The organism is Alphaproteobacteria bacterium, assembly GCA_035625915.1.
In the GTDB taxonomy this organism is placed as follows: domain Bacteria; phylum Pseudomonadota; class Alphaproteobacteria; order JACZXZ01; family JACZXZ01; genus DATDHA01.
The window spans coordinates 1-20,200 of sequence record DASPOR010000119.1; the positions used below are offsets into that span (position 1 = coordinate 1).

18 protein-coding genes and 1 pseudogene are annotated in these 20,200 nt (G+C 60.6%); 8 read left to right on the forward strand and 11 right to left on the reverse strand.

The window, feature by feature from the left end; all coding sequences use genetic code 11:
- Positions 1 to 363 precede the first annotated feature (363 nt).
- Positions 364 to 609 (forward strand): annotated as a pseudogene (locus tag VEJ16_09820) (alpha/beta fold hydrolase).
- A gap of 56 nt (positions 610 to 665) precedes the next feature.
- Entirely contained in the window at positions 666 to 1,373 is a 708-nt protein-coding gene (locus VEJ16_09825) for an alpha/beta hydrolase (protein HYB09957.1), read from the forward strand.
- 297 nt (positions 1,374 to 1,670) lie between these two features.
- On the opposite strand, the gene VEJ16_09830 is transcribed toward VEJ16_09825, so the two are convergent.
- The 4 genes from VEJ16_09830 to motA all read right to left on the reverse strand — a co-directional run bounded on the left by VEJ16_09830 (position 1,671) and on the right by motA (position 4,999).
- The gene (locus VEJ16_09830; GenBank protein ID HYB09958.1) at positions 1,671 to 2,420 is read right to left on the reverse strand and encodes an arginyltransferase; all 750 of its coding nucleotides are present in this window, start codon (positions 2,418 to 2,420) and stop codon (positions 1,671 to 1,673) included.
- 66 nt (positions 2,421 to 2,486) lie between these two features.
- Positions 2,487 to 3,008, reverse strand: a complete 522-nt coding sequence (locus tag VEJ16_09835) for an RDD family protein (GenBank protein ID HYB09959.1) — start codon at positions 3,006 to 3,008, stop codon at positions 2,487 to 2,489.
- Positions 3,009 to 3,123: 115 nt separating this feature from the next.
- A complete protein-coding gene (locus tag VEJ16_09840) occupies positions 3,124 to 4,104 on the reverse strand; it encodes a flagellar motor protein MotB (protein HYB09960.1) in 981 nt (326 codons plus the stop codon).
- A gap of 34 nt (positions 4,105 to 4,138) precedes the next feature.
- The gene (motA, locus tag VEJ16_09845; protein HYB09961.1) at positions 4,139 to 4,999 is read right to left on the reverse strand and encodes a flagellar motor stator protein MotA; all 861 of its coding nucleotides are present in this window, start codon (positions 4,997 to 4,999) and stop codon (positions 4,139 to 4,141) included.
- 246 nt (positions 5,000 to 5,245) lie between these two features.
- Here motA and VEJ16_09850 point away from each other — a divergent pair, with 246 nt between their 5' ends.
- Complete coding sequence (locus VEJ16_09850; protein HYB09962.1) at positions 5,246 to 5,503, forward strand: hypothetical protein; 258 nt, start codon at positions 5,246 to 5,248, stop codon at positions 5,501 to 5,503.
- Between the two features lie 12 nt (positions 5,504 to 5,515).
- Here the strand turns inward: VEJ16_09850 and VEJ16_09855 are convergent, their stop codons facing one another.
- From VEJ16_09855 to VEJ16_09880, 6 genes are all read right to left on the reverse strand, one after another.
- Positions 5,516 to 6,694 (reverse strand): PLP-dependent aspartate aminotransferase family protein, encoded by a 1,179-nt coding sequence (locus VEJ16_09855; protein HYB09963.1) that lies wholly within the window; start codon positions 6,692 to 6,694, stop codon positions 5,516 to 5,518.
- A 20-nt stretch (positions 6,695 to 6,714) separates the two neighbouring features.
- Complete coding sequence (locus VEJ16_09860; GenBank protein ID HYB09964.1) at positions 6,715 to 8,097, reverse strand: pyridoxal-phosphate dependent enzyme; 1,383 nt, start codon at positions 8,095 to 8,097, stop codon at positions 6,715 to 6,717.
- A gap of 127 nt (positions 8,098 to 8,224) precedes the next feature.
- A complete protein-coding gene (locus VEJ16_09865; GenBank protein HYB09965.1) occupies positions 8,225 to 8,365 on the reverse strand; it encodes a hypothetical protein in 141 nt (46 codons plus the stop codon).
- Between the two features lie 20 nt (positions 8,366 to 8,385).
- On the reverse strand, positions 8,386 to 10,776 hold the full coding sequence (locus VEJ16_09870) for a penicillin acylase family protein (protein ID HYB09966.1): 2,391 nt from the start codon (positions 10,774 to 10,776) through the stop codon (positions 8,386 to 8,388).
- 65 nt (positions 10,777 to 10,841) lie between these two features.
- Positions 10,842 to 12,338: an aldehyde dehydrogenase family protein gene (locus VEJ16_09875; GenBank protein HYB09967.1), complete on the reverse strand. Its 1,497-nt coding sequence runs from the start codon at positions 12,336 to 12,338 to the stop codon at positions 10,842 to 10,844.
- A 31-nt stretch (positions 12,339 to 12,369) separates the two neighbouring features.
- A complete protein-coding gene (locus tag VEJ16_09880; protein HYB09968.1) occupies positions 12,370 to 13,890 on the reverse strand; it encodes a malonyl-CoA synthase in 1,521 nt (506 codons plus the stop codon).
- A 289-nt stretch (positions 13,891 to 14,179) separates the two neighbouring features.
- Here VEJ16_09880 and VEJ16_09885 point away from each other — a divergent pair, with 289 nt between their 5' ends.
- A complete protein-coding gene (locus tag VEJ16_09885; GenBank protein ID HYB09969.1) occupies positions 14,180 to 15,031 on the forward strand; it encodes an alpha/beta hydrolase in 852 nt (283 codons plus the stop codon).
- Between the two features lie 52 nt (positions 15,032 to 15,083).
- Here the strand turns inward: VEJ16_09885 and hemB are convergent, their stop codons facing one another.
- A complete protein-coding gene (gene hemB, locus VEJ16_09890) occupies positions 15,084 to 16,154 on the reverse strand; it encodes a porphobilinogen synthase (protein HYB09970.1) in 1,071 nt (356 codons plus the stop codon).
- A 120-nt stretch (positions 16,155 to 16,274) separates the two neighbouring features.
- Here hemB and VEJ16_09895 point away from each other — a divergent pair, with 120 nt between their 5' ends.
- The 4 genes from VEJ16_09895 to VEJ16_09910 form a co-directional block, all read left to right on the forward strand.
- Positions 16,275 to 17,414 (forward strand): isobutyryl-CoA dehydrogenase, encoded by a 1,140-nt coding sequence (locus VEJ16_09895; protein ID HYB09971.1) that lies wholly within the window; start codon positions 16,275 to 16,277, stop codon positions 17,412 to 17,414.
- A 13-nt stretch (positions 17,415 to 17,427) separates the two neighbouring features.
- Positions 17,428 to 18,495, forward strand: coding sequence for an enoyl-CoA hydratase/isomerase family protein (locus VEJ16_09900; protein HYB09972.1), 1,068 nt, complete (start codon positions 17,428 to 17,430; stop codon positions 18,493 to 18,495).
- A gap of 46 nt (positions 18,496 to 18,541) precedes the next feature.
- Positions 18,542 to 19,432: a 3-hydroxyisobutyrate dehydrogenase gene (mmsB, locus tag VEJ16_09905; protein ID HYB09973.1), complete on the forward strand. Its 891-nt coding sequence runs from the start codon at positions 18,542 to 18,544 to the stop codon at positions 19,430 to 19,432.
- A gap of 184 nt (positions 19,433 to 19,616) precedes the next feature.
- A partial coding sequence (locus tag VEJ16_09910) for a hypothetical protein (protein HYB09974.1) occupies positions 19,617 to 20,200 on the forward strand: 584 nt, incomplete at its 3' end.

A 20,200-nucleotide genomic window follows, 5' to 3' on the forward strand; every position in this document is an offset into this window, starting at 1 on the left:
AAGGCTTGACATGCCGCACCGGCGACCGGACGCGCACCTTCTCCAAGGTCGAACTCGGCGATTGGGTTGGCCAACGCGCGCAAGCCGGACGTCTCCCGCCGAATGGCTTCCCCCGCTCGCGCAAATTCGACTGATTTTTGCCGCATACCGATTGCCGGTGTTTCTGGCACGGAATACATGGTGATGCGAAAGCAGTCGGTCTCGCAAACACGTGAAATTGGTCGAGCCCGCGTCCATGAAATGCGCTGACTTTTCACGATTGGCTGTGAGACGGGACGTTACGTCGTTTGCGTGTTTTGAGCGGTCTTTGCACTTGCCACGCGATGATATTCGGCTACTACAAGGAAAGAAGGAGTAGCCGACATGATCCCTTCGGCATTTCCATACCAAAAGCAGCGGCGGTGGGTCCTCGGCAGCGAGATGGCGTACGTCGAAGTGGGAGAGGGCGACCCCATCGTGCTGCTGCACGGCAATCCCACCTCATCGTACCTCTGGCGCAACGTGTTGCCGCACCTCAAGCCGCTAGCTCGCTGCATTGTCCCCGACCCGATCGGCATGGGCGATTCCGAGAAGCTGCCAAACGGTGGTCCCGACTCATATCGCTTCGTCTCGCTTGAGGAACGCGAGAGACAGGCCTCTCCCAACTGAACGAAGGGAGCAAAATTATGGCAAATCAGCGCAAACCCAGCATCGTCTTGGTCCACGGCCTCTGGGCAGACGGCTCTTGCTTCAGCAAACTCATCCCGACCCTTCTGGCCGAGGGACATGAGGTGATCGCATCTCAGCACGGACTCGATTCGCACGCCGAGGATGTCGCGAACGTGAGAAGGACTCTGAAGCGGGTCAGCAGTCCCGTAGTCTTGGTTGGGCATTCTTACGGCGGCTCTGTCATCACTGCGGCGGGCACGGACCCGCGGGTGGCTGCACTCGTCTATATTGCTGCATTTGCGCCCGACGCGGATGAAACGACACAGAGCCTTCAGGAAAAGTTCCCAGCCACGGATATCTTCTCCCATATCGAAGTTGCAGACGGGCGGGTGTGGCTGAAGGCGGACGGTGTTTCGTCATTCGCGGGCGATCTACCAGAGGAGGAGCAGAAACTGATTTGGGCCACGCATGCAGCGCCCACGGCAGACCTGTTCAATCAGAAGTTAGACGGTACGGCTTGGAGATCGAAACCGACCTGGTACATCGTTGCCAGCAGTGACCATACCATCCAACCCGCCTTGGAGCGTTTCGTCGCAAAGCGTATGGGAGCGAACACCTTCGAGACCGACAGCAGCCACGTTCCGATGCTGTCCCAGCCCGACTTTGTGCTCGACGTGATCCGAAAGGCCGCAGAGGCGGTGACGGAGAAGACAGCCGCTGCGTAGGGCTGCGATATCGTCGCTCCCCACGCCATGCACAACTATCGCCAATACCTCTGCGGGGCTTTTTCTTTGTGCACGCGACGCAGGGTCGATGCCGGCGGAATTCGAGGGCTTGGATGGCCTCAAGCGCACCAGGGCCGGGGTAGGCGAGGGTGACGCTAGAAGGCTTCTATGAGCTGAAAATCCGTAAGGGCAAGTCGATTTTTGTAGCGTATTCAGCGCCTTAGTTATGGTCTTCGAGTGTATTGTTGGCTGAACTGTAGGATGTACCAGCGTTAAAACTTAACACATTGATATTATTTACATAATTCGCAATTGTGGCGGATCGAATTTCCGCCAACCCTCGGAACCGAGCGCTTCGAGGGGGCGGAAGCGCGCCTTGTAGGCCATCTTGCGGCTGCCGCCGACCCAATAGCCGAGGTAGACATAGGGGAGCGAGCGCTGCTGCGCGGCCAGGATCAGGTGAAGGATCATGTAGCTCCCAAGGCTCGGCCATTTTCCGCCGGCTGCGAAAAAGCTGTATACGGCGGAAAATCCCTCCGACAATCTGTCGGCAAGGCACGCTGCGACAAGGACCCCGAGCGGATCGCGAAACTCGAGCACGAAGCTGCGGACTGGGCTGTCCTCGATCATGTTGCGGTAATCGTCATAATCCATGAGCGCCATTTCGCCGTCGCCATGTCGGGTTGCGATGTAGCGGCGGAAAAGCGCGTATTGCTCGCGGCTTGCGCGGGCGGGCACGACCTCTACGGCGAGTGGCGCGTTCAGCTTGAGAATGCGGCGCATCCAAGGCCGCTCCTCGAAACTTTCGGTCAACACGCGCACCGGTACACAGGCCTGGCACTCGGGGCAGGCGGGCCGGAACGCAACCTGGTGGCTGCGCCGGAAGCCGCCGCGCAGCAGGGTCTCATAAAGCCGGTCGCCTTCGGCACTCGTCAAATCGGTGAAAATGCTGCGCTCGATACGCCCAAAGAGGTACGGACACGGGCGCGGTCCCGAGAGATAGAAGTGACGCGGTAGTTTGGCGAGGCCTTCGGACGATCCCGACATGCCCCCATTATCCGCAAGTCACGCCGACGCCACAAGGTTAACGGCGTGCTGCCGGCATCACCGAAATTAGGGACCCAATACCATCGATTTCGAAGTCCGGATCACGACTGTGCCGGAGAGATAGTCATGCAGGCATCGCCGGCGCGTATTGAAAAGTGCAAAACCCAGCACAAGCCACATGAGGATGGCGGCTGTCATATATGACATGCCCCAGAAAACGGCGGCGCGCACGAAGGCTTGGCTCATCGTGGGGCGAGTGCCGAGCCAGCTCCGCACCTCGAGCCCCATTGTGCGCATCCCGATCGTAGCCGACCGTCGCCCACCGACTTGCAGCGCGTCGTAGAAAACCGTCACCGCCGGGCTCAAGACGACAAGGGGCAAGAACAGGAGCCCGAATGAGACAACATGAAGGAACATGACGATCATCCAAAACACAATGATCAGCAGGATAATGAGAACAAGATCGATCAGATGGCCGAAGATCCGGCGGAAAACGATTCCTTCGTAAAGCTCGGGGTGGTCGAGCGGATCGGGCGCTGGCCCCGCCCAACTCGACGGATTGGCGTTGCTGATCGGTAACTGGCTCATGCGTTATCCCCCTTGGCGATCTCGAAAGCCTAAGGGGCTCGTGCCAATTACGCAAATGCCGTCTCGCCGGATTTCCTTCGACGGGCGCGTCCACTTTGCCGAGAATGCCCAGCGCCTAGCCTTGCCGGTCCTGGAGGAGGGTAATGCTGATGCGCCGATTGCGAGGGCTCAGGGGGTCGGTTGGGATCAAAAGGTCGGTGTCCGCATTTCCGGTCACGCGCGCAATCCGTTCGGGCGGTAGCCCTGCCTCGATGAGGGCGCGGCGGCTCGCGTTCGCACGGTCGACCGAAAGCTCCCAGTTGGTATAGTTACCCCGCGCATAAGGTCGGGCATCCGTATGGCCGGAAATTGCGATCTTGTTGCTGGTGAGCTTCACCACCTCGGCCACTTTGCCCAACAGCGCCTTCGTATAATCGTACATATTGGCGCTGCCGAGGGGGAACATCTCGAGCTTGTCCTGGTCGACGATCTGTATGCGCATCCCTTCCGGTGTGCGATCGATGATGAGGCTGTCCTTGAGGGCCTGAAGCTGGGGTACTGACTGGATCGCCTGGCGCAATTCCTTTTCGGCTTCGTCGAACGCGCGCTCCTGCTCCTTCTCGGCTATCCGCTTCTTTTGCTGATCGGTGAGCTTGGCCGGGTCGTTGACCGAATCCGTTTTCAAATCCCTTGCCAAGTCCTTGGTCGGATCCGCGCGCCCGCTTTGTGCCGCGTCGTCGTCAGCACTGCGGTTGGTGTTTGTATCGTCCTGATCGGCGGACGGTGCGTTGACCTGGGCCGGGATAGGCGGCAGGGGCAGCGTGACGTGCACCGGGCTCGTCGAGTTCATCGGGCCAGGCTCGTTGGGGCTTAACCCCCCGAGCACGCCGCCCGCACCGCTTGCTTCCTTCGACGTGGCACCCGGTGCAAAATAATTCGAGATACCCAGCCGCTGCTCTTCCGTCGTCGCGTTCAGAAGCCACAAGAGGAGGAAAAACGCCATCATCGCGGTCACAAAGTCGGCGTAGGCGACCTTCCACGCCCCGCCATGATGGCCGCCGTGACCGCCCTTCTTGATCTTCTTAACGATCACTTCTGCGTGGTTTGCTTCCGCCATGAGACGCTCGTGTGGTCCCTGTCAGCCCGACGCATTATGCCGGCGGCAATGCGGCGTTCGATTCCTCGACCTCGTAGAAGGTCGGCCGGACATTCGAGAGGAGTGCCTTGCGCCCGAACTCGACCGAAATCGCCGGCGCATAGCCTTGCATGTGGGCCAAAAGCCCCGCTTTGATGCACTGAAAGTATTTAAGCTCCGCATCGTAAATCGCTTTCAGGCCATTGCCGATCGGGCCTACGAACCCGTATGACAGAAGCACGCCAAGAAACGTGCCGACGAGTGCAGCACCGATCAGGTGGCCGAGTATCGCCGGCGGCTGGTTGATTGCGCCCATGGTATTGATCACGCCGAGCACCGCCGCGACGATCCCAAGTGCTGGCATGCCGTCCGCCATCGTCTGTAACGCACTTGCGATTTGTGCATGCTCGGCATGATGCGTTTCGATCTCCTCGTCCATCAGCCCTTCGATCTCGCGGGCGTTGTCGGTGCCGAGCGTCAATAAGCGCAAATAATCGCACAGAAATGTAACCGCGGCGTGGTCGGCGCTGAATTTCGGAAACGCATTGAAGAGCGTGCTCTCGCTCGGGTTTTCGACGTGCTGCTCGAGGGAGAGCATGCCTTTGCTCTTGGCGATCTTGAAAATCTGATAGAGGAGGCCGAGAAGGTCGAGGTAGCTCTCCTTGCCGTATTTCGACCCTTTGAGCAAGTGGCCGATGGCGCCGGCAATCTTCGCAATGACATGCTTCGGATTCGAGATGAGAAAGGCGCCGGTCGCCGCACCGGCGATGATGAGCAGCTCGAAGGGCTGGATCAGCACCTCGAAATTGCCGCCCTCGGCCAGGAATCCGCCGAATACGGAGCCGATCACCACGACGATGCCGACGATGACAAACATTCGGATACCCCGGCTCTCTGAACTGCGCACTTAGGTCCGTTTAGGCCCCGGACAGTGGCGGAATATCCTTAAAAAGCGGTTTATTAGACCATTTCGTAACGCCCGCGGAGGCTCGGAAGCGCCGTCGCATTTTGGGCGCGAACGGCAATTTTTGGAGGGCAAATCGGTGTCCTGCCATTGCTTCGGCGCCGATTTAGGCGAATATCTCGCGTAAACCCAATCATCGCGCCGTTGTGGGGGTGATTTATGAGGAAGTGGCTATTTACCTACGTCCTCGCCTGCGTTGGCTGTTCGGCAGGTGTGCTCTTATTGTTTTGGGCCATGAACGACTTCGCGGGCCTCGGCCTCGACCTCGGCGGTACGTTGGCTGTGATCTTCGGTGTCACCGTGACGGTGGCTCTTGGGATCACACTGATGGCGCTCGTTTTTGCGAGTGACCGAAGCGATAAGGACGCGGAGGTCGGCCGATCGCAGCTCGACAAGACCGATCCCACCGGGAATTGACGAGAAATTCCACTACCTTAGCGCCTGATCCAAATCGGCAATCAGATCGTCGACATCCTCCACGCCGCAAGAGAGGCGCACGAGTCCGTCAGAAATGCCAAGGGCAGTGCGATGCTCCCCCGGGATGGAGGCATGGGTCATGATCGCGGGGTGCTCGATCAGGCTCTCGACACCCCCGAGGCTTTCCGCCAAGGCGAAAATCTCACAGCGTTCGAGGAATCGCCGCGATGGCTCGAGCCCGCCTTTGATGAATGCGGTCACCATGCCACCGAATCCTGACATCTGGCGCGCGGCGAGAGCGTGCTGGGCATGGCTCGCAAGACCGGGGTAGATGACGCGTTCGATCTTGGGATGCTTTTCGAGCCAGGCCGCGACCGCTGAGGCGTTCGAGCAGTGCCGCTCCATTCGCAGCGCGAGCGTCTTGAGGCCGCGAAGGGCCAGGAAACTGTCGAACGGCCCGGCGATCGCGCCGACCGCGTTATGGAGGAAGGCGAGGCGGTCAGCAAGCTCGGCATTCTCGCCGACGATAACGACGCCGCCCACGATGTCCGAATGGCCATTGAGGTACTTCGTCGCCGAATGGAGCGCCAAATCGAACCCGTATTCGAGGGGACGCTGCGCCCACGGTGTCGCGAACGTGTTGTCGCAGACCGCGAGTATTTTGCGTGCGCGTGCGGCTCGCCCGATGCGCTCGAGATCGACGAGCTTAAGGAGCGGGTTGGTCGGCGTCTCGACCCAGATCATGCGCGTATCGGGCCTGAGCGCCTTTTCGAGCTGTGACGGATCGGACAGATCGGCGAAGCTCACCGCGAGACCGGCGGAACGTTTACGCACCTGCTCCAGCAAACGATGCGTTCCGCCGTAGAGGTCGTCCATGGCGACGATGTGACTTCCGGAATCCAGAAGTTCGAGCACCGTGGACGCACCCGCAAGACCCGATGCGAACGCATATCCCTGCCGCCCGTTCTCCAGATCGGCAACGCAGCGCTCGTACGCCATGCGCGTCGGATTCTGGGAGCGCGAATATTCATAGCCTTTGTGAACGCCGGGGCTATCCTGAACGTAGGTCGAGGTCGCGTAGATCGGCATCATGATCGCCCCCGTCGACGGGTCGGGGCGCTGGCCCGCGTGGATTGCGCGCGTTGAGAAGCCAAGGCGGTTTGACTTCCGCCCATTCGTTCGTTGAGACATGCGATGCTCTCCGTTGGCGCCTACTTCATCCTTCGGCGCAGATAGTTGAGAAGGTCGATTCGGGTGATCAGGCCGTGGAACTGTTCGCCGTCCTTCACGATCGCGACATGTCCGCGCTTGAATATCTCCAGCACATCGGCAATGCCCGCCGAAGGCGGCACTGTCTCAAGCTTTTGCGTCATAGCACTTGAAACGTCCTCCCGGAAGCGCTCCTCATGACCGAAGACACGAATGAGAATGTCCTCCTCATCGAGGATGCCCACGATTCGCTCCCCGTCGAGAACCGGAAGTTGGGACACGTCGTAAAGCTTCATCCGGCCGTAGGCTGAGATCAGCGTATCGTCCGGCTTGACCGAGATCGTCGCATGGCGGCGATGCTGGCGTGCGATGAGATCCGTCAGATCGCCACGCACCTCGCGCTCGATGAAGCCCTGATCGAGCATCCAATAATCGTTGTAGACCTTCGAGAGATATTTGTTTCCACTGTCGCAGACGAGGGTGACGACGCGCTTGGCGCTCGCTTGCTCCCGGCAATAGCGCAGAGCGGCGGCGATGAGCGTGCCCGATGATGAGCCCGCAAGGATTCCTTCGCTCGCGAGCAACTCTCGGCAGGTAACGAAGGCATCGCGATCCGGAATAGTGTAGGCACGCTTTACCCGCGAAAGGTCGGCAACGGGAGGAATGAAATCCTCCCCGATTCCTTCGACGAACCACGTGCCGGTGGTTTCCGAGACCTTGCCGTTTGCGATGTAATTCGCGAGGATCGAGCCTTCGGGGTCCGCGAGCACCATTTCGGCCGCGGGTGCCGTGCGCGCAAAGTAACGCGAAAGCCCGGTAAGTGTACCGCCTGACCCGACGCCGCACACGATGGCGTCGAGCTTGCCTTCCATCTGGGTCCAAATTTCGGGGCCCGTCGTCTCCTCGTGCGCTTTCGGATTTGCAGGATTGCCGAATTGATTGACGAATATAGCACCCGGCGTTTCGCGGGCGAGGCGTGCCGCCCTGTCCTGGTAGTAGTCGGGATGACCCTTTCCCACGTCCGATCGGGTGATAACGACCTCCGCCCCGAGCGCCTTCAAATGGAAGATTTTCTCCTGACTCATTTTGTCGGGAATGACCAGGATCAAGCGGTAGCCTTTCTGGGAGGCGACAAGCGCCAGGCCCAGGCCGGTATTGCCGGCAGTGGCCTCGACCAGCGTGCCCCCTGGCTGGAGCGTTCCGTCCCGCTCCGCCGCTTCGATCATCGAGCGTCCGATGCGGTCCTTTATCGAACCACCAGGGTTTTGGCTTTCGAGCTTGAGGAATAGTCGGCAGGGTCCCGTGTCCAGGCGTTGCACCTCGACCATCGGCGTATTGCCAATGAGCTCAAGGACGTTTCTGCGGACCGGTTCAACGCCCTGCATTTCATTCCCTCGATTCCAAAGTCAGTGTGTAGATAGTCTCAATCCAGCCGAGGTCCAGAAGCCTCCGTGGAATCCCGCGTAGCTGTTTTTGTTGCTGGATCGAGTCGCGAGCGCGCACGGCTAGCATTCAGCTTTCCGAACTTGTCGCCGTCGCGGACAAGAGACGCCCCTTATAGCCAGCACCATCGAGCGGCGTAAGGATTTCTTGCACGTGCTCACGATTGCGCGTTTCGACGACGACGTCGAGATCGATTATTGCGACGGTCATCGTGGCGTCCTCCTTCCCGCTCAGCGTGGCACGAGAGTGAGCAACTCCCCCCCTTTACGGAGGACCTCATCACGGCTTCCAGCGATCGTCACGTAGTCCACATCGCGCCATAGTGCTGCGAAGTCGGAGAAGTGAGTGGAAAGCGGATTACCCGATTGCCCCGTCGCGATCACGAAACGCGAATGAGAAAGATCGGAAAGGTCGTAGAGGGCGCGATAGCCCGCACCGTGCACGTCCGCGAAGGGCTGTTGATCGTCGGCAACCCGGTAGCCGGCGCGGTTGAGCGTATAGTTGCCCCCATCCGCGGCCAAGCGGAGATTGACGAATCGATTTACCAACGGAATACGGTCGAAAATGCGATGGACGAATTGCGTGCGATGCGCGTCCCCCCATCGCCATAAGTCGGCATCCCGGCCGTAGCGGTCCGTAAGCCAGGCAAGGGCTCGCTTCAAGGCCTCGGCGCTTAACGCACGACAGTCGCCGGCTTGCGGTGGCGCCTCCGGCCTCGCGCACCATTCAGGATGCGTCGTGAAGATGGACTGGATGAGCTTCGGATGCTGCCCCCAGAAGCTTGGAAAAAGAGCGCCCATCTTCGCCGCGAACAGGGAACGGTCCAGCTCTCGCATCCATGCGGCGAAAATAAGCGGCTCGGGCTTTGTGCGATCCATGACGCCGTCCCAGCGCTTCATGCGCTCGAGCACGGCCTTGAGGTCCGGAGTGTCGACATCGATATCACTCACGAGCGGCAGAAGTTCACGCGCGGCGAGCGATACGATGTCGCCTTGAATTTTCGCGAACGAATCGAGGCTGGCCTGAGGCGTTTCATTGAGCAGGGATTCGATACGCGCGGCCCGATAAGGCTCATCCCATCCCTGTGTCGTGATGTGGTGGGGATAGTCGGGTGCGGTCACTTTGTTGTTGGCGTTGACGAAGCGTCCCGACGCGGGGTCGATGCCATGCGGGAGCTCGTCGAACGGGAGCGTGCCCGTCCAGTCGTATTCCCCGCTCCATCCGGGAATGGGAAGACGGCCATCGCCCGCCTTTCGGACGGGCATCGTCCCGGCGGTATAGAATCCGATGTGGCCGTCCACGTCGGCATAGATGACGTTCTGTTGCGGTGCGCCGAAATCCTTGAGCGCTTCGGTGAAGCTCATCCAATCATGGGCGCGATCGATTCCGAATATAGCCTGGGCGATGCGATTGTTCGGATCGAGCCACGTTGCGGCAAGGGCCAGGACTGTGCCCGGCTCACCTGCCGTCGTTGCGTCCTTCACGACATCGGAGATGACCGGGCCATGCCTCGTTTCGCGAACCGTGAGTGTGACGGCCGGCTCTCCCCGCACGCCAATGACTTCGGTTCGCGTGCGGAACGGGAGTGAGCCTTCGGGCGTCAAATAGCGCTGCGGATCGCCAGGATCGATTTTTTCTACGAATAAATCCTCGAGGTCGCCGCCGGTCGTCGTCATCCCCCAGGCTATGCTGTCGTTGTGCCCGAGAATTATGATCGGCACACCCGGTACAGTGGCTCCCGTGAGATGAAGGGTCGGTGTCTCGATGCGCGCGAGATACCAGAGTATGGGCAAGCTGAAGCCGAGATGCGGATCGTTCGCTAGAATCGGCTTGCCCGTTAGGGTGTGGGCACCGCTGACCGCCCAGGAATTAGAGGCTCCCTGCCCGTCGAATGGCGCCGAAATGGCGGCGAGGCTCGAATCCGATAATTTGCGCGCGGCCCCGAGTTCGAATGCCAAGGTGGCAGGCGAGTCGTCCGGGTAATGGGGCCAAAGCTGCTCCACCTGATCGGGTGTCAGCTTCTTTAGAAGCTCTGCGCGCAGCAATTCGGTGCGCCAGTGACCCGAGAGCTGTACCGCCATCAGCTCACCCCAGACGAGGCTATCGACCGGGCGCCATGGCGCCGGTGCTGCGCCGAGCACCATATATTCCGGCGGCCAAGCGCCGTGGTGCTGTGCGATGAATGCGTTAACACCGGCGGCGTAGGCATCGAGGTCGGCGCGCATCTCAGGCTCGAGGCCCGCAAGGGCCGACTCGGCGAGGTGCTCGAGGCCGACAGTTCGCGCGAACCGGTCGAGTGGAAGTGCCGCCTCGCCGACAAGCTCTGCAAGATGGCCCGAAGCGAGCCGGCGAAGTTGGTCCATTTGCCAAAGGCGGTCTTGGGCATGGACGAACCCCAGCGCGAAGGCGGCGTCGGCGTCGTTTTTGGCGAATATGTGCGGAATGCCGTAAGGATCGCGGACGATCTCAACCGGATCGACGAGGCCCCGAATAGCGACCGTCCCGGTGGTCTCGGGGAGAGAGGTCGAAAGCCAGAACCAGGCGCCCGCGAGGATGAGTGCCAGCGGAAGCGTTACGATGAGCAGGGGCCGGATCAGCCAGCGGAAGACGAATCGGCGCATTTCGGCATGGTATCAGGCGTGCGACGGGAGAGAAAGGAAGAGCCGCCGCGCTCCATATATCCCCATCAAGCCATGTTCAGAATAATCGTCTTCTTCTCCGTGAAATGGTCGAGCATGGCCTCGAGCGAGGCTTCGCGGCCGAGACCCGACGCCTTGGAGCCACCGTATGAAAGACCTGGCTGCACCACCAGGTTCTGATTCACCTGAACGAATCCCGCCTCGAGGCGCTGGGTCGCATCGAGCGCCTTGCGCAAATCATTGGTCCATATCGTCGCGGCGAGACCGTAGGGTGAGTCGTTGGCAGCGGCGATCACCTCGTCATAGTCTCGCCATTTGATCACTGCGGTCACCGGCCCGAAGATTTCCTCGCGCGCGATGCGGTGGCTGTTGTCGATGCCGGTAAAGATCACGGGCCTCACAAATAGGCCTTTCCCGAATTTCGGATCGGCGGGCAGACTCGAGCATTCATGCGCCGTCGCTCCCGCCGTCGACTGGCCGAGCTTGATATAACCCGCAACGCGCTCGAATTGCTGCGGCGAGATGATGGCACCGATGTCTGTCTTTTCATCGAGCGGGTCGCCCATCACCATCGCATTCACCTTGGCCTTGAGCTTTTCGACGAACGCGTCGTGGATTTTCTCGTGAACGAACATTCGGCTCGCCGCTGTGCAGCTTTGACCCTGGCGCGTGAAGCGCATGCCGACAACCGCACCCGCGATGGCCTTGTCGAGGTCGGCGTCCTCCATCACGATCATCGGACTCTTGCCGCCAAGCTCGAGTGTTACGGGAATGAGCTTGTCAGCCGCTGTCCGGTAGACGACCTTGCCGGTCTCGACCGAGCCGGTGAAGGTCACCTTGCGCACGTCGGGATGCGCAACCAAGGGTGCGCCGCATTCGGGTCCGAAGCCCGAAAGGATGTTGAATACGCCGGGCGGAAGAATTTGATTCATTATTTGAGCCGCGCGCAGTGCGGCGAGGGGCGCTTCCTCGGCGGTCTTGACGACGACGGCGTTTCCCGCGACGAGTGCTGGGGCGATCTTGAGCGCCATCAGGAGAAGCGGGACGTTCCAGGGAATGATCGCGCCGACGACGCCGAGCGGCTGGCGCACCGTCATGGTCAGCATCCGCGGATCGAAGGGCACGGTCTCGCCCTTGAGCTCAGAGCCGAGGCCCCCATAAAACACAAACACATCGGCCAGGACCGACGCCTCAACACGACTCTCTGTCCTAAGCGCCTTGCCCGTTTCGAGGGCGACGAGCCGGCCGAGTTCCTCAACATGCTCATTGAGGCGACGCCCACACTCGGCCACGAGCTTGCCGCGTTCGCGCGCCGGACGCCGGGCCCAAATTCCTTGCGCCCTTTTCGAAGAGTCGACCGCCGCCGCGACATCCGCCGCTTCGCCGAACGCTGCCTCTCCAATCGCCGCACCTGTCGCCGGATTCTCGACCGGGAAGGTCTTGCCTGAGCGCGCCGGGGTAAATGTGCCTTCGATCAGGACCTTGTTCGAGAGCTCACGCGCGAGGGCATGCGGATCGAGACTGGGAATCAAGCGATTTTCCATTATGTGCCTCCAATCCTGCCCTGCGCGCGGTTCAGCGACCCGTGAAGCTGTCCTTGTACTGTTCGCGCAAAAGCTTCTTCTGCACTTTGCCCATCGCGTTGCGGGGCAGCTCGTCCAGGAAGTAAAGTTTCTTCGGAATCTTGTAATGAGCTAGCTCAGCTTTGAGCTTTGCCGTGATGGCGTCCGCAGTCAGGTTCGAATGACCCGGTTTGCGCTTGATCGCGGCGGCGACGCCTTCGCCGAAATCCGGATGCGGCACGCCGAAGACCGCGGACTCGTCCACACCCTCGATACGGTCAATATAGATTTCGACCTCCTTCGGATACACATTGTACCCGCCTGAAATGATCAAGTCCTTGGCTCTTCCGACGATCCAGACGTAGTCTTGCGCGTCGATCTTCCCGACGTCGCCCGTAATAAAAAATCCGTCGGCCCGGAAATCTTCTTTCGTCTTCTCGGGATTGCGCCAATATCCTTTGAAAACGTTGGGGCCGCGCACTTCGATGTTTCCGACCTCGCCGGGTGCGAGCACGCTTCCGTTTTCGCCAGTCACGCGAACCTCAACGCCGGGCAACGCTTTCCCGCAGCTTCCCGACGTCTCGGCCCCGATCGGGTTCGAGGTGTTCATTACCGTCTCAGTCATTCCGTAGCGCTCGACGATCGCCATGCCCGTGCGCGTCTTCCAGGCGTTAAAAGTTTCCTCGAGCAGCGGCGCCGAACCCGCGACGAAGAGGCGGACATGGCCGCAAAGCTCGCGCGTCACGCGCTCGTCGGCAAGCAGGCGAACGTAAAAAGTCGGCACGCCCATGAAGACGCTCGCCCTTGGCAGGAGTCGAACGATCGCGTCCACGTCGAAGCGCGGAAGGAAGATCATCTTGCACGGATTGTAAAGCGACAGATTGGTCGCCACGAATAGGCCGTGCGCGTGGAAGATCGGTAGGGCGTGGAGCAGAACGTCGCCCTTCTGGAATTGCCAGGTCCGGTGCAGCGCCATGGTATTCGAGGCGAGATTGCCGTGCGTCAGCATTGCACCCTTTGGTCGGCCCGTCGTCCCCGAGGTGTACAGGATGCAGCACACGTCGCCCTTTGTCCGCGAGCTAATATCTCGAAGCGGCTCGAGCCCCTTCGACCGCTCGAGAAGCGTTCCCTCGCGCGAATGTCCAAGGGTCAGGACATGAATCCCCTTCCGCGCGGCGGCCAGCTCCCGGATTATTGTTTCCGACTCGGGTCGGCAGACTACGAGCGCCGGTTCCGCGTCGGCAAGAATGTACTCGATTTCGCCTTTTTGATAGGCGGTATTCATGGGAAGAAATATCGCGCCGTAGCGCAAGCACGCGACATAGAGGCAGATCGCCTCTGGCGATTTTTCGACTTGCACGGCGATGCGGTCGCCCGGCAGGATGCCGAGTTCCTCAAACAGTCTCGCCATGCGCGCGGATATGTCGTCAATTGTCCCAAAGCTGTACCCCGTTCCGTCATCGAGTTCGATGAAGACGTCGCTCCGGTCGGCCGGAAATCGGCTGCGGAAAAGGGCGTAACAATTTTCGCTCATTGCCCTGATTCCTTCGTGGCAATTGGCTTGACCATCGGGTGGATAAAGCTGCTTACAACAGTGCCGGTTCCCGATCAACCCGGGGGCCCGTTCCGGCGTTCGGGGTGGCCCCCCGACAGCCTGTATCCCCGCTCGCCGGCTTGTCCATTGCCCCTGTCGATGCCACGATAGGCTTAGTGGCACAGAGCGACGTCAAGGACGGGCGAACGCCGAGTGCATCGGTGTAAGATCGGCAAATACAAACGATATGTCGCCGCGGCTGATTCGGAGCGTGATGCGAGGGACGAGCATGGAACCGAAGCTGTCGAGCTTTCTGGGCCTGGGCGCCAAGGGATTTCACAGGATCGCCTACGCCGAGTGGGGTACTGCGAGCAACATGCGAAAGCTTCTCTGCGTGCACGGCCTCACGCGCCAAGGACGGGACTTCGACATGCTCGCGAAAGCCCTCGCGGACAGCCACCACGTAGCGTGCCCCGACATTGTCGGACGAGGCCAAAGCGCTTGGCTCGAGGATAAATCGGGTTACAGCTATCCCCAATATTGCGCGGATATGAACGCGCTCATCGGCCGGCTTGGGGGCGAGGCAATCGATTGGGTTGGGACGTCGATGGGCGGGCTCATTGGGATTTTCATGTCCGCACACCCGAATTCCCCAATTGAGCGCCTCGTGCTGAACGATATCGGCCCACTCGTGCCGAAGTCGGGAGTCGAGCGCCTTGCCAAATATGTCGGCAGGGACCCGAGTTTCCAAAACCTCGATCAGGCGGTTGCCTATACGCGCGAGGTTGCAGCGCCTTTCGGCAAGTTGGGCGACGCCGAATGGCTTCATCTCACGATCCACGGCCTGAGGCGCGAGACGAACGGGAACTGGCGGCTTCGCTACGACCCGGCGATCGCGGCACCCCTGCAAGGCGAACTCCAGGACGTGGACCTTTGGTCGTTCTGGGATCGAATTCGCTGCCCGGTCCTCGTCCTTCGCGGCGCGGAGTCAGACCTCCTTCCACCCGATATCGCGAAGGAGATGACACAGCGCGGACCCAAGGCCAAGGTGGTTGAAATTCCAGGGTGCGGTCATGCGCCGGCCCTCATGGCGCCCGAGCAGATCGACATCGTGCGCGGCTTCCTGCTTGGACAAACGTGAAGCCCGTTCGTCACGGAGTTTCAAGATTGCGAGGACTCCGTCGTTTGGCCGTTCAGCCCTTCTTGAGGAGTTTCGCGGCCTCGACACCCAGGTAGGTCAGGATGCCGTCCGCGCCTGCTCGCTTGAAGCCCAGCAAAGATTCGAGGATCACCCGGTCGTTGTCGAGCCACCCGTTCCCGGCCGCCGCCTTGAGCATCGCGTATTCGCCCGACACCTGATAGACGAAAGTCGGGACTTTGAACGCGTCCTTCACGCGCCGGACGATGTCGAGATAGGGCATGCCGGGCTTTACCATCACCATATCCGCACCCTCGGCGAGGTCGAGAGCAACTTCGCGCAACGCCTCGTCGGAATTGGCCGGGTCCATCTGGTAAGTTCGTTTGTCGCCCTTGAGCGCCTTGAGCGAGCCGGTTGCGTCTCGAAATGGCTCGTAGAAAGCCGACGCATATTTCGCGGCGTAGGACATGATCCGCACATTCTCGAAGCCAGCACCGTCGAGCGCCGCGCGGATGGCACCCACGCGCCCGTCCATCATGTCGGATGGCGCGATGATGTCGCAGCCCGCCTTCGCCTCGACCAGCGCCTGGCGGCACAGCACCTCGACACTTTCGTCGTTCGTCACATAGCCATCTTTGATCAGCCCATCATGGCCGTGGCTCGTGTAAGGGTCGAGGGCGACATCGCAGAGGACGCCGATATGGGGAAAAGCCTTCTTGACCGCGCGGACCGTCCGGCAAACGAGATTGTCCGGATTGAGGGCCTCACTTCCCCGCTCGTCCTTCAGCTTCGCATCCGTATAGGGAAAGAGAGCAACGCATGGAATGCCGAGTTCAGCCGCCTCGGCAACCGCCTCGACCGCGGCATCGACGGAGAGCCGGTTGACTCCCGGCATAGCAGCCACGGGCTCCCGCAGGCCCTTGCCATCGCGGATGAAGACCGGCCAAATGAGATCGTCGGCGGTGAGCCTGGTCTCGGCGACGAGCCGTCGTGTCCAAGCGTCGACGCGATTGCGGCGCAGGCGCACGCGCGGAAAGGCGCCGTGCGGGACGGCCGGCGCCTCCGCAACACCGACTCGACCGACCACAAGCCGGTCGGCTTTTGGAGGTTTCGTTGTTTCGTTCATAGCCGGAGAATCGCATAGAACGATGCATACTGCCAGGGGGCAGAATGCCGTATGCGGCTTCGTTGACAGGCCATTGCCCCCCGATATGATCGGCGCGGCCGACGCGAGCGGAGACCCACAATGGATTTCGAGCCAAGCGAGGAACAACGGGCCTTCCAGGACATGGCGCGGCAATTCGCTCGGGACGAGTTGGCACCGCATGCCGCGCGTTGGGATGACGAAAAGATCTTCCCCGAGGAGAGTTTGAGAAAGGCGGCAGCACTCGGGTTCGGCGGCATCTATGTTCGCGACGACGTGGGCGGGGCCAACCTCAGCCGGCAGGATGCCGCCATTATCTTCGAGGAACTGGCCGCCGGCTGCACCTCGACCGCCGCCTATATCTCAATTCACAACATGGCGTGCTGGATGATCGACCGTTTCGGCTCCGACGCACAGCGCCGCCGGTGGCTTCCCAAGCTGATGACCATGGATCATTTTGCGAGCTACTGCCTGACAGAGCCCGGGTCGGGATCTGACGCTGCGTCGCTACGCACCCGCGCTGAGCCCAACGGCGGCCATTATGTGCTCGACGGCAGTAAGGCATTCATCTCGGGTGGCGGTCGCAGCGACGTGTATGTCGTCATGGCCCGCACGGGCGGTGCTGGCTCGAGTGGTATTTCGGCTTTTGTGGTCGAGGCCGGCGCGCCGGGTCTCTCCTTCGGCAAGCAGGAAAGAAAGCTTGGCTGGAATTCCCAGCCGACCGCGATGGTGACATTTGCGGATTGCAAGGTGCCGGCCGAGAATCGCCTGGGCGGGGAGGGCGAGGGCTTCAAGATCGCCATGCTTGGCCTCGATGGCGGGCGCCTCAATATCGCCGCTTGTTCGATTGGCGGCGCGCGCGCTTGCCTCGAAGCGGCGCGAGAGCACCTCAGCGTCCGTGAGCAGTTCGGTCGCAAGCTCGCCGAATTCCAGGCGCTTCAGTTCCGATATGCCGACATGGCGACGGAGCTCGAGGCGGCACGACTGATGGTGCGGCGTGCTGCGTGCCTGCTCGATGCCCGTCATCGGGATGCGACGCTTCATTGCGCGATGGCGAAGCGGTTTGCCACAGACGTTGCCTTCACGGTATGCAACGAGTCGCTTCAACTTCATGGCGGATACGGTTATCTCAAGGACTATCCGATTGAGCGATACCTGCGCGATGTGCGTGTGCACCAAATTCTCGAAGGGACGAATGAGATCATGCGCGTGATCATCGCGCGGCGGCTGCTTGGCCAATGAAGGCGGGTGCGATATGAACGCTACCGAGGAAAGCGACGTTGTCCTGTTCGAGCGGCGCGGTGGTCTCGGGCTCATCACCTTCAATCGGCCGGCGGTGCTCAATTCGCTGACCCTCGACATGATGAAGGCATTGGATCCCTTCCTCGATGAGTGGGAGGCCGACCCGAATGTCGGAGCGGTCGTCGTCCAGGGCACCGGCGAGCGGGCATTTTGTGCAGGTGGCGACCTCCGCGCACTCTTCAACTCGCGCAGCAACGGCGATCGCGCCTATCGCTCCAATTTCTATATCGCGGAATACAGTCAGAATCGGCACGTCTTCCGCTACAGGAAACCCTATGTGGCGCTTATCGACGGCATCGTCATGGGTGGCGGGGTAGGGCTGTCGGTGCACGGATCGCACCGTGTCGCGACGGAGCGAACCCTGTTTGCCATGCCGGAGACAGGCATCGGTCTCTTCCCCGACGTCGGAGGCAGCTATTTTCTCCCGCGCCTGCCGGGTGAGCTCGGGATGTATCTGGGCCTCACCGGTGTGCGTCTCAAGGCGCCGGATTTGATTTATGCCGGCATCGCGACGCACTTTGTGCCCAGTGCCGATCTCCCGCGACTAATCGAGGCACTGGCGACGACGGACCCTTCTGCCGGCGAATCGATGGTTGGCCGTACGATTGAGCGCTTTGCAAGGGAACCAGGTCCGGCCTTGCTGACGGAGCATCGCGATGTAATCGATCGATGCTTTGCCAAGGGGTCGGTCGAGTCGATCGTTGCCGCTCTCACGGCCGAAGCAAGCTCGTGGGCTGCCGAGACCGTAAAGACGCTTTCGACCAAATCGCCGACGTCGCTCAAGCTAACATTCCGCGAATTACGCGAGGGTCGGCATCTCGATTTCGAAGCCGCGATGACGATGGAATACAGAATTTGCCAGTTTTGCATGGACGGTCATGATTTCTTCGAGGGCGTGCGCGCCGCAATCCTCGACAAGGACAACGCGCCGAAATGGGATCCACCCACGCTCGCGGGCGTGACGCCGTCGACGCTCGAACAGGCATTCGCGCCCCGCCCGGACGATTTGCATTTCGATTGAAAGCTGCATCGATGTCACGCAAGTCCTAGGAGAGGGAATCGGGAACATGAGCAGGATCGGCTTCATCGGCCTTGGCAACATGGGCGGGCCCATGATGCGCAACCTTTTGAAGGCGGGTCACCAAGTCAAAGCCTTCGATCTTTCGAAGACGCTGCTCGCAAGTGCCAAAGAAGCGGGTGCGGAACTCGCGGCGGATCCGGGCGAGGCGGCCAGCGGGGTGGACGCCGTGATCACGATGCTTCCCGCGGGCCAGCATGTGCGCTCGGTTTACCTGGACGAGCGGGGTGTGCTGTCTAGCGTCGGCCCCAACACGCTTCTTGTGGATTGCTCGACTATTGATGTGGAAAGCGCACGCACGGTTTCCGCCGCTGCGGCGAAGCGGGCGCTCGATATGGTCGATGCGCCCGTATCGGGCGGCGTCGCGGGGGCAGCGGCGGGAACCCTCACGTTCATGGTCGGAGGAAGCGATCGGGCGTTCGCCCGTGCGGAACCCCTACTGAAAGTGATGGGAAAGGCGATCGTGCACGCGGGGCCTTCCGGTAACGGCCAGGCGGCAAAGATTTGCAATAATATGATGCTCGGCATTCAGATGATTTCGGTGGCCGAAGGCTTTGCGCTTGCCGAAAAGTTGGGGCTTTCGGCGGCGAAGCTGTTCGAAATCAGCGCGAAAGCCTCGGGTCAATGTTGGTCGCTTACGAACTATTGCCCGGAGCCGGGCCTTGTGCCGACAGCGCCATCGAACCGCAATTTCCAGCCCGGCTTCACGGCGGCGATGATGCTGAAGGATTTACGCCTCGCCCAGCAGGCGGCGGCATCGGCCGGTGCCGCGACCCCGCTCGGGGCGGAGGCGGCTTCGCTCTTCGCGCTCTTCGCCGGCATGGGGCGCGATGCGCTCGACTTCTCGGCCATAATTCAAATGATAAAGGGAAAGCCTTAACTGCTTTGAGTGCGCATGCCTTCGGTAATCAAAACTTCATCTCCGTTAACCAATCGTTAATCCATTCCGCGCAATCGTAAGATCGCGCAAGCTCAAATTTGGGCTTTACTCGGCGCCCACAGCGGGATGGGTAAGGGTGCCCGTCCTCGAGGCAATGGCCTCGCGGGCCGTTGGATTTGAAGCTATGGGTCGCACGTTCACTGACGATCGTCGAAGGGGAAGCTGGTCGGTTCCGATCCTGTCCCTGCTCGGCATTCTGTTGCTCGTCCTGTTGGTGATCGGCGTCTCGGAACGGCTGCGCGGCCGAAGCGAGCGCTTGGCTCAAGCCGAGCACGACGCGAGTTCTCTCGCCCTTCTCGTTGATCAGCATGTCGAACGAACGTTTGCGGATATCGAGGGCGATTTCGAACGAATTGCCGACAGAGTCCAAGGGAAAAGCTGGGACGAGATCCAGCACTCGCGTGACATATGGCAGTTCGTTGCCAAACTCGCAAAAGAGTCTCCGTTTCTTTATTCGCTTGAACTATACGATTCATTCGACAGGCCGCGTGTTTCGAATGAGAAATTTCCCGCGCCACCCCTTGGGATGATCGAATTCGACTCGAAGAGCCTAAGCGAGCGGTTTGCAAAAGCCTCGGATCGGCTTGTGGTCGGCGGCCTCGTCAAGAATCGCGACAATGCCGGCCGTGTCATGAGCGTGGGCTACGCGATTTTCGGAGACGATGGCGATTTGCGCGGATTTGCCGTGGGCTCCGTAGAGCCTGGGGC